This window comes from Pedococcus sp. P2_A3 (assembly GCF_056405035.1).
In genome coordinates this window covers 31,783-38,492 of sequence record NZ_JBFUCW010000033.1, presented here as the reverse complement: position 1 = coordinate 38,492, position 6,710 = coordinate 31,783, and the positions used below count along the sequence as shown (strand labels likewise).

The 6,710-nt window shown below is 71.5% G+C and carries 7 protein-coding genes and 1 pseudogene; 6 read left to right on the top strand and 2 right to left on the bottom strand.

The genetic code is table 11. From position 1 onward, the window contains the following. A pseudogene (locus AC1DX8_RS19845) lies at positions 1-114 on the bottom strand (IS481 family transposase); the annotation flags it as partial. A 224-nt stretch (positions 115-338) separates the two neighbouring features. On the opposite strand from AC1DX8_RS19845, the gene AC1DX8_RS19840 reads away from it, so the two are divergent. The 6 genes from AC1DX8_RS19840 (at position 339) to AC1DX8_RS19815 (ending at position 5,817) form a co-directional block, all read left to right on the top strand. Next, a complete protein-coding gene (locus AC1DX8_RS19840) occupies positions 339-854 on the top strand; it encodes a SigE family RNA polymerase sigma factor (RefSeq protein WP_477631677.1) in 516 nt (171 codons plus the stop codon). Beyond that, complete coding sequence (locus tag AC1DX8_RS19835) at positions 851-2,107, top strand: hypothetical protein (RefSeq protein WP_477631676.1); 1,257 nt, start codon at positions 851-853, stop codon at positions 2,105-2,107. The genes AC1DX8_RS19840 and AC1DX8_RS19835 overlap by 4 nt, the downstream gene beginning before the upstream one ends. Positions 2,108-2,199: 92 nt before the next feature. Further along, positions 2,200-3,144 (top strand): ABC transporter ATP-binding protein, encoded by a 945-nt coding sequence (locus tag AC1DX8_RS19830; RefSeq protein ID WP_477631675.1) that lies wholly within the window; start codon positions 2,200-2,202, stop codon positions 3,142-3,144. Beyond that, positions 3,141-3,932: an ABC transporter permease gene (locus AC1DX8_RS19825; protein ID WP_477631674.1), complete on the top strand. Its 792-nt coding sequence runs from the start codon at positions 3,141-3,143 to the stop codon at positions 3,930-3,932. The genes AC1DX8_RS19830 and AC1DX8_RS19825 overlap by 4 nt, the downstream gene beginning before the upstream one ends. A 59-nt stretch (positions 3,933-3,991) precedes the next feature. Continuing rightward, positions 3,992-5,212, top strand: a complete 1,221-nt coding sequence (locus AC1DX8_RS19820) for a sensor histidine kinase (RefSeq protein ID WP_477631673.1) — start codon at positions 3,992-3,994, stop codon at positions 5,210-5,212. After that, on the top strand, positions 5,209-5,817 hold the full coding sequence (locus AC1DX8_RS19815) for a response regulator transcription factor (RefSeq protein WP_477631672.1): 609 nt from the start codon (positions 5,209-5,211) through the stop codon (positions 5,815-5,817). The genes AC1DX8_RS19820 and AC1DX8_RS19815 overlap by 4 nt, the downstream gene beginning before the upstream one ends. 18 nt (positions 5,818-5,835) lie before the next feature. Here AC1DX8_RS19815 and AC1DX8_RS19810 read toward each other — a convergent pair whose 3' ends face one another. After that, positions 5,836-6,684, bottom strand: a complete 849-nt coding sequence (locus tag AC1DX8_RS19810) for a sulfurtransferase (protein WP_477631671.1) — start codon at positions 6,682-6,684, stop codon at positions 5,836-5,838. Positions 6,685-6,710: the final 26 nt, after the last annotated feature.

Here is a 6,710-nt window from a genome sequence, read left to right as displayed (position 1 = left end):
CCAGGAGCACTGAAACCGGGCCGCGACCTCAGCCACCGGGACACCGCTGTCGACCACCAACTTGGCGACCGTGAGCCGGGCACGAGGGGTCAGGGCAGCGTTAGCGTGGGACACGAGGGCCTCCTGTTTTGTGAGCGGATACCTAGGCAGTTCCACTCCACCGCGGGAGGCCCTCCCGCGCCACTGATCAGATCAGCGGATCACACCCACTCAACCAACGTCCCCGGTCAGTACAGCTAGCAAAGGTTGGGTATGCCGAGGGCCAACCTTTTGCGGTGCCCCGTGCGTTACTGGGTGAGCGCACCCGGTGAGGCGTGGTGGTGAGGTCTGGAGGCGGTATGCGGCACGAGGTGGACGAGGAGTTCGCGCGGTACGTGCGCGCGCGCCAGCACGGGCTGCTGCGCGCGGCCTTCCTCGTGTGTGGTGACCTGCACCTCGCCGAGGACCTGGTGCAGGGAGCGCTGGCCAAGCTGGCCCCCCGCTGGGAGCGGCTGCGGCACGAGAACCCGGACGCCTACGTCCGGAAGGTCCTCTACCGCGACGCGGTCTCCTCGTGGCGCCGGACCCGGCGGGAGAGCCTGTCGCTCTTCCCCGACGTGGACTTCGGGGGCGCCGAGCCGGACCGGTCCACGCGAGCGGGGGAGCGGGTCGACGTGCTGCGCGCCCTGGGGCGGCTGACCCCCAAGCAGCGGGCGGTCGTGGTGCTCAGGTTCTTCGAGGACCGCACCGAGGCCGACACCGCTGACGCACTCGGCGTCTCGGTCGGCACCGTGAAGAGCCAGACCCACGCCGCCCTCGCCAGGCTGCGCACGCTCCTGCCGGACTTCGCGCCCCACCTGGAGGAGACCTCATGACCGACCGTGACCTGAGCAGCCTCCTCGAGCGGGTGGCGGAGGACGTCGTCGAGCTCGACTTCGCCGAGCGGGCCTGGGCTGCGGCCCTCGCAGGCCGCCGCAGCCGTCGACGCAGGGCCCTGGCCGGTTGCGGAGCCCTGGCCGCGGCGGCGCTCGCCGTGACGGCGGTGCAGCTGGGAGGGTCGGACCAGCCCCGGCCCCGCCCGGCCGTCACGACCACCACGAGGCCCGACGTGCTGCCGGACGGCACGGCATACGCGGTGCTGCCCCCGGAGGGGAAGGAGGCGCAGCTGCCGGACTTCGACACCGGGCTGCCGTCGCGGATCGACCTGCGCGCCAGGGGTGAGGCCTTCTCGTCCGCCCGCCCACCGGAGTCGGTTGCGGCGGTCTACCTGCGCCAGGCGGGTGAGGTGTTCCACCCGGTGCTGGTGACCGGAGACGGCCGCCAGGTCGGGGTCGGTGAGGTCGACCTCGTCCCCACCACCGACGCGGCCGGCAACCAGGCGACACCCCTGGGGCCGAGGGCGATCGGCGCGGGTGGTCGCTACGTCGTCTTCCCGCAGCGCGACCACGTGGTGCGGCTCGACACCCAGACGGGTGACACGGTGTCCTACCCCGTCCCCTCGCAGCACGTGGAGTGGGCCGGCTGGAACGCCGCGGGAAACCTGGTCGTGGCCCGCGACGCGCAGAACGCCTGGAGCATCGACGCCTCGAAAGCCACCGCCAGAGCGGTGCCCGTCATCGGTGGCTACGAGGGGGCGTTCCGCATCACGGCGTCCGACACCCTGCCGGGCGACGTCCGGGTGACCCGCTTCGACTCCCACGGCAGACCGCTCGGGTCGATCCCCGTGCGCAGCCCCGTGTCGTCGGTCTGGGGCGAGACGGTCAACACTGAGGGCCGGGCGGCCACCGGGGCGTTCTTCGACCAGAACATCACCGCCACCGTGATCCAGCGCGGGTCCGGACCGATCTACCAGGGTCTGGCGGTCGTCGAGCCGTCGTCCGGGACGGCTACGGTCCTGCTGGCCCCGGAGAACCCTGACGGGCAGACGGGGCGCTTCAAGGGATGCTGCACCGTGCTCGGCTGGGCCGACGGCCAGACCGTGCTCTTCCAGTCAGTGGGCAGCCACGGGCGGTGGATCCTGGCCTGGAAGACCACGACCGGCCAGGTGTTCCAGGTCTCGCGAATCACCACCGGGGCGCCCGACGACCCTCCCACCCCGGTCGCCGTCAACGTCGGCATCCGCCAGTGACCCCGTCGCTGAGCCCCGCCTGACAGACGTCATGGTCAGCAGGTGACGACTGTGTGAAGGGCACGGCCCGCGCAGGCGGCACGGTGGTCGACATGTCACAGACGGCACGGACAGGCACCCGGACCCTCCACCAGGCAAGCGCCACCACCGTGCCCGCCATCGAGCTCCGGCGGCTCACCAAGAGCTTCGGAAGCGTCCGCGCGGTCCGCGGGATCGACCTCACGGTGCGCCCTGGCGAGATCATCGCCTTCCTCGGCCCGAACGGCGCCGGCAAGACCACGACCATCGACATGATGCTGGGCCTGTCGAGGCCAGACGACGGCAGCGTGCGGGTGCACGGCCTGGAGCCGTCGGACGCGGTCCGGCACGGACTGGTCTCGGCGGTCATGCAGACCGGTGGCCTCCTCAAGGACCTCACCGTCACCGAGACGTTGCGGCTGACTGCCAGCCTGTTCAGCAACACGCGCCCGGTCGCAGAGGTGCTGTCGCGCGCCGGCATCTCTGACCTCGGCGACCGCCGCGTCGGCAAGTGCTCGGGCGGCCAGCAGCAACGTCTCCGCTTCGCCATGGCGCTGCTGCCGGACCCCGAGCTGCTCGTCCTCGACGAGCCCACCACGGGGATGGACGTCACCGGCCGACGTGACTTCTGGGCCGCCATCCGCCAGGACGCCGAACAGGGACGCACCGTGCTGTTCGCGACCCACTACCTCGAGGAGGCCGATGCCTACGCCGATCGCATCGTGCTGGTGAGCCACGGACAGGTGGTCGCCGACGGCACCGCCGCGCAGGTCAAGGCGCTGGTCTCCGGACGCACCATCAGGGCAACCCTGCCTGACGCCGATGTGCCTGCGCTGCAACGGCTTCCCGGCGTAGAGACGGTCGAGGTGCGGGGCGACTCAGTGCTCATCGCGACGACCGACAGTGACGCCGTCGCTCGTCACCTCCTAGGCGCCACGGCGGCCCACGACCTCGAGATCACCTCTCGTGGCCTCGAGGACGCCTTCATCTCACTGACCACCGAGGAGGACGAGTCATGACCACCACCGCCACCACAACCGTCCCCGGGCGGGCCGTCCCACCCTTCGGTGGGTTCAACACGACCCTGCTGCGCCTCGAGCTGCGCCGCATGCTGCGCAACCGTCGTACCGTGATCTTCTCGGTGGTGCTGCCCGTCGTCTTCTTCCTGCTGTTCGGCACGGGAAAGGCCTACTCCCTCAAGAACGCCGGGCACGGCAACGTCGCCGCCTACGTCATGATCTCGATGGCCCTCTACGGCGCCATGCTCTCCACCACGGCGGGAGGTGCCATGGTGTCCACCGAGCGCAGCCAGGGGTGGAGCCGCCAGCTGCGACTGACCCCCCTGACACCGTCGGCCTACATCGCGGTCAAGGTCCTCGTCGCGATGCTCCTCGGCGGACTGTCCGTTGCCGTGGTGTACCTCGCAGGATCCTTCACGCAGGCGCAGATGGACCGCCACCTGTGGTGGGAGACGGCGCTCATCGCGTGGCTGGGGTCGCTGGTCTTCGCAGCCTTCGGCGTCTTCATGGGATACCTGCTCCCGAGCGACAACGTCATGCAGATCCTCGGGCCCGGTCTCGCCCTGCTGGCGTTCCTCGGGGGACTGTTCACCCCGCTCGACGAGATGGGCCAGACCTTCCAGGCCATCGCGAAGCTCACGCCCATGTACGGCCTGAGCGAGCTGGCCCACGCACCCCTCACCGGCGAGGCACCCGGTTGGGCCGCCGCCGTCAACGTGGTGGTCTGGCTGGCGATCTTCGCGGGAGGCGCGACATGGCGGTTCCGGCGCGACACCGCGCGCGTCTGATCCTGGTGCAGGCGGTGCGCCCGTTCACCGTCGGCGCGGACTCTGACAGGGTGGGCACTGTGAGCGAGCGCAACGGCGAGGGTACGGGGTCAGGACGCCCCGGGCCGCAGCTGTTCGGCGACACCGGGGAGAACACGTGGGGCACCAGGCTGCTCGTGCTCTTCCTGGCCGGCATCTGGCTGGTGTTCCTGTCCGACGCGTTCAGCGCGGCCTGGCAGCAGCGACAGAACCTGCGGGCCGACGGCGGTCTCGTCGTGCTCGTCCTCTTCGCCGTCGTCTACCTCGTCCACTTCTCCCACCTGCGTGCTGCGGTCTGGGGACCCAAGGGTTTGACGGCGACGCGGTGGTACGTCACGACGATGGGGATCGCCTCGTGGGTCGGGTTGGCCGTGCTCGCGGCGCTGGCCACCGTGACCGTGGGGCAGAAGGGCGCGGCGACCTGGGTCTTCCTCGCGGTGTCCGGGTTGTGGACCTTCCGGGTCCGCATCGGGTTGGCCATCGGTGGCTGCCTGGTCGCCCTGTACGAGTTCCTCACCTTCCACGTGGACGGCTGGAGGCACGACGTCAGCATCAGCATGTCGATGGTGCTCGCCATGGCGGCCGTGACCGGCGGCATGATCGCGTCCCAGCGGCAACGCGCGCTCGCCGAGGCGAGGGTGGAGAACGCGCGGCTGGCGATCCAGGACGAACGCAACCGGATGGCCCGCGACGTCCACGACATCCTCGGCCACAGCCTGACGGTCATCACCGTGAAGGCGGAGCTGGCTGCGCGCCTCCTGGAGGTGAGCCCGGAGCGCGCCAAGGCGGAGGTCGCCGACCTGGAGCGGCTGGCCCGCGACGCGCTCGCCGACGTCAGGCAGGCGGTGGCCGGCTTCCGTGAGATGTCGTTGCCGGCCGAGCTGGCCCGCGCCCGCTCGTCCCTGGCCGCTGCCGGGATCGAGGCCGACCTGCCCACCGCAGCAGACGCGGTGCCCAGCCACCTGCGCGAGCTCTGCGCGTGGACCCTGCGGGAGGGCGTCACGAACGTCATCCGGCACAGCGGGGCGACGAGCTGCCGGGTGACCCTCGACGAGCACGGGATCACCATCACGGACGACGGCTCGGGGGTGCAGGTGGGCAGTCCGGGAACCGGGCTGCTGGGGCTGCAGGAACGTGCCGCGGCCGCAGGAGCCCGGCTCGTCGCGGGATCGCAGGTGCCGCACGGCTACCGGCTCTCGGTCACCTCGTCCTCCGACCCACGGCCGACCACCCCTGACACCCCCGAAAGGGTCGAGGCATGACCATCCGACTCCTGCTCGCCGACGACCAGGCCATGGTGCGAGGCGCCCTGGCGACGCTGCTCGGCCTCGAGCCCGACATGGAGGTCGTCGCCGAGGTGGGCAGCGGCGACGAGGTCGTCGCTGCCGCGAGGTCCAGCAAGCCCGACGTCGCCCTCGTCGACGTGGAGATGCCCGGCCTGGACGGCATCGCCGCGACGGCAGCCCTGCACGAGGCGATGCCGGGCGTCAGGGTCCTCATCGTCACGACCTTCGGGCGGCCGGGGTTCCTGCGCCGTGCCCTGCAGGCCGGCGCCAGCGGGTTCGTGGTCAAGGACACCCCCGCCCGACAGCTGGCCGAGGCGGTGCGGAGGGTGCACTCCGGCCTGCGCGTCGTGGACCCGGCGCTGGCTGCCGACTCCCTGGCTGGTGGCGAGTCGCCACTGACGGCGCGCGAGACCGAGGTGCTCATCGCCGCCCGTGACGGTGGCTCAGTGGCCGACATCGCGCGCGACGTCAGCCTCTCCGAGGGCACCGTGCGCAACCACCTGTCGTCAGCCATCGGCAAGACCATGGCTCGCAACCGTGCCGACGCGGTCCGGATCGCCGACGAGTACGGCTGGCTGTAGGTCGCGGGGACGTCGGCCTCAGTCGCCGGTGGCGACCGGTCGGCTCGGGTCGGTGATCCACTCGCTCCACGAACCGGCATACAAGGCCGCTTCGACGCCGGCCTCGTGCAGGGCCAGCACCTCGTGCGCTGCGGTGACCCCGGACCCGCAGTATGCCGCGACCGGACTACCCGGTCGACCCACCGGAACTCCCTTGCGGGAGAACAGCTCTCGCAGCTCTGCGACCCCGAGGAACCGCTCGTCCGGCGCGAGGTAGTCGGTGGTGGGGGCGCTGACCGCACCCGGGATGTGGCCGGCCACCGGGTCGATGGGCTCGGTCTCACCGCGGAACCGCTCCACCGCGCGTGCGTCGAGAAGGACCCCGGTCCTCGCCACCTCGGCAGCTGTCTGCGCGTCGACCACCGACATCCCGCCAGCGTGCGCCTCGAACGTCCCGGCACCGGGCTCGGGCAGGTCACTGGTCACCGGACCGGCGGCCGAGCGCCAGGCGGCGAGACCTCCGTCGAGGACGCGCACGTCGGTGGCACCGAAGTACCGCAGCACCCACCAGGCCCGCGCCGCCCCGTAGGACGGGCCCTGGTCGTAGACCACGATGCGGGAGTCGTTGTCGGCTCCGCACCGCTGGGCCGCCGCCGCGACGGAGTGGGCCTGGGGGAGGGGGTGACGACTGCCGCGTCCGGGCGGCCCGGCCAGCTCGGCGTCGAGGTCGACGTGGTGGGCACCGGGCAGGTGCGCGGCGGCATACAGGTCGCGGCCGGGCGGCCCGCCTGCCGTGGTGAGGTTCCACTGCACGTCGACGAGCACCACCCGGCCCGGGTCGTGGGCGAGGTCGGCGAGGAGCTCGTCGGCGCTGATCAGGGCACGCATTCGGCCAGTCAAGCACCAGATGGGAC

Excerpts from the sequence above, each read along its gene's own strand:
- AC1DX8_RS19840 (WP_477631677.1), top strand. The coding sequence starts at position 339 with ATGCGGCACGAGGTGGACGAGGAGTTCGCGCGGTACGTGCGCGCGCGC.
- AC1DX8_RS19835 (WP_477631676.1), top strand. The coding sequence starts at position 851 with ATGACCGACCGTGACCTGAGCAGCCTCCTCGAGCGGGTGGCGGAGGAC.
- AC1DX8_RS19830 (WP_477631675.1), top strand. The coding sequence starts at position 2,200 with ATGTCACAGACGGCACGGACAGGCACCCGGACCCTCCACCAGGCAAGC.
- AC1DX8_RS19825 (WP_477631674.1), top strand. The coding sequence starts at position 3,141 with ATGACCACCACCGCCACCACAACCGTCCCCGGGCGGGCCGTCCCACCC.
- AC1DX8_RS19815 (WP_477631672.1), top strand. The coding sequence starts at position 5,209 with ATGACCATCCGACTCCTGCTCGCCGACGACCAGGCCATGGTGCGAGGC.
- AC1DX8_RS19810 (WP_477631671.1), bottom strand. The coding sequence starts at position 6,684 with ATGCGTGCCCTGATCAGCGCCGACGAGCTCCTCGCCGACCTCGCCCAC.